The sequence below is a fragment of the Streptomyces sp. SID5785 genome (assembly GCF_009870065.1).
GTDB lineage: Bacteria > Actinomycetota > Actinomycetes > Streptomycetales > Streptomycetaceae > Streptomyces.
Genome location: NZ_WWIA01000155.1, coordinates 1 through 1,442, shown reverse-complemented (window position 1 = coordinate 1,442; position 1,442 = coordinate 1). Strand labels below are relative to the sequence as shown.

The 1,442-nt window shown below is 74.1% G+C and carries 2 protein-coding genes; both read right to left on the bottom strand.

Annotation, left to right across the window (positions count from 1 at the left end):
* On the bottom strand, positions 1-477 hold a 477-nt coding region (locus GTW43_RS04815; protein ID WP_161300366.1), incomplete at its 3' end, for an alpha/beta fold hydrolase.
* A 104-nt stretch (positions 478-581) separates the two neighbouring features.
* Entirely contained in the window at positions 582-1,130 is a 549-nt protein-coding gene (locus GTW43_RS04810; RefSeq protein WP_202501049.1) for a TetR/AcrR family transcriptional regulator, read from the bottom strand.
* Between the last annotated feature and the right edge of the window lie 312 nt (positions 1,131-1,442).

The following is a 1,442-nucleotide window of genomic DNA, read 5'->3' as shown; positions in this document are numbered from 1 at the left end:
GGGCAGCGGGTTCGCTCCGTCGATCAGGACGAGCCCGTCAACGGCGTCCGGATGCCCGGCGGCATGGTGGACGGCCAGGTCCGCCCCCAGCGAGTGACCCACGAGGACCGGCGGTGCCGGCAGGTCGAGCGCCGCGAGCACAGCGCCGAGATCGCCGAGGAACGCGTCGAAGGAGTACCGGTCGGCGGCCGACGTCAGGCCGTGGCCTCTGAGGTCGAAGGTGATCACGTCGTGGTCGCGCCGCAGGAGCGAGGTCAGCTCGTGCAGGTCGGCCTGGGTCGAGAGCAGCCCGGGGCACAGGACCAGCGGCCGCCCGCGGCCGCCGCGCGTCACGGAGATCGCGACGCCGTCATGGTGGACGGTGCGGACCGTGAGGTGCTGCGGGCCCGGCGTCCCGTCCGGGACCGGGGCGGGGCCGCCGCCGGACCCGCGGCGCGGTCCGGCGCCGCCTTCGTACACATCGTGTCTGGTCGTCATGGCCACCATGCTGAGAGGTTGCCCCTGCGTCAGGGTCAAACGGCGCCGTGGACCGCGCGACATCCCAGGGCGTCAGGGCTGCGCGGAGGCCGGTCCCCGCCGGGTCACGCGCCGGGCCGCAGCGCCGCGAGCACCGCGTCGATGACGAGCTCCGTGCTGGCCGCCATGTCGACCTGCCCCGGCGACAGGAGCCACTGCACCTGCAGTCCGTCCATCACGCCGATGACGGCGTTGGCCGCGTCGCGCGCCCGCACCGCATCGCCCTCCCCCAGGCCGCACGCCTCGACGAGGGCGTCGGCGACGAACGCGCGCAACCCGACGTACCGGTCGCGGAAGTACGTCTGGGCGGGGTGGTCGTCGGTCACCGACTCGGCGGACAGCACCGCGTACAGCCGGACGACGCCCTCGCGCTCCGCGTTGTCCCGCGCGGTCGCGACGAGGTGCCGGAGGAACTCCAGGCCCGTCGGCCGTTCGGCACCGGTCTGCTCGATGCCGCTGCGGTCCCGCAGTTCCAGGACGCTGGTGAGCAGCAGCGCCTTCGAGCGGAAGTAGTGCAGGACTCCCGCCTGGGTGATGCCGGCCCGCGACGCGATCTCCGCGAGGGAGGCGTTGTGGTAGCCGCGGGCGGCGAAGGCGTCGACGGCGACGTGCAGGATGTCCTGCTGCCGCCGGCGGGCCGCCGCGCTCTTCGGGGTCCGCGGGGCCTGCGTGGACCGGCCCGTTGCCTGCGGTGACTCGTCGCTCACCCGCCCGACCCTACGCCGTGCCCGTCCGCGGCCGTCGTGACCGCCCGGAGCCCGGACCCGCACGACTACTTACTAGCCACTTAGTAAGTGTGCTTTCATGGCCGTGCCCTCCCGCTGACGGGTCGGCAGAAGGAGGCGTGCCGTCATCACTTGGGTGGCGCGGACACCGGCCGGTACGGAGGCGTCCCCCGCCCGTGACCCCCGGCTCCCCCTCCCTCC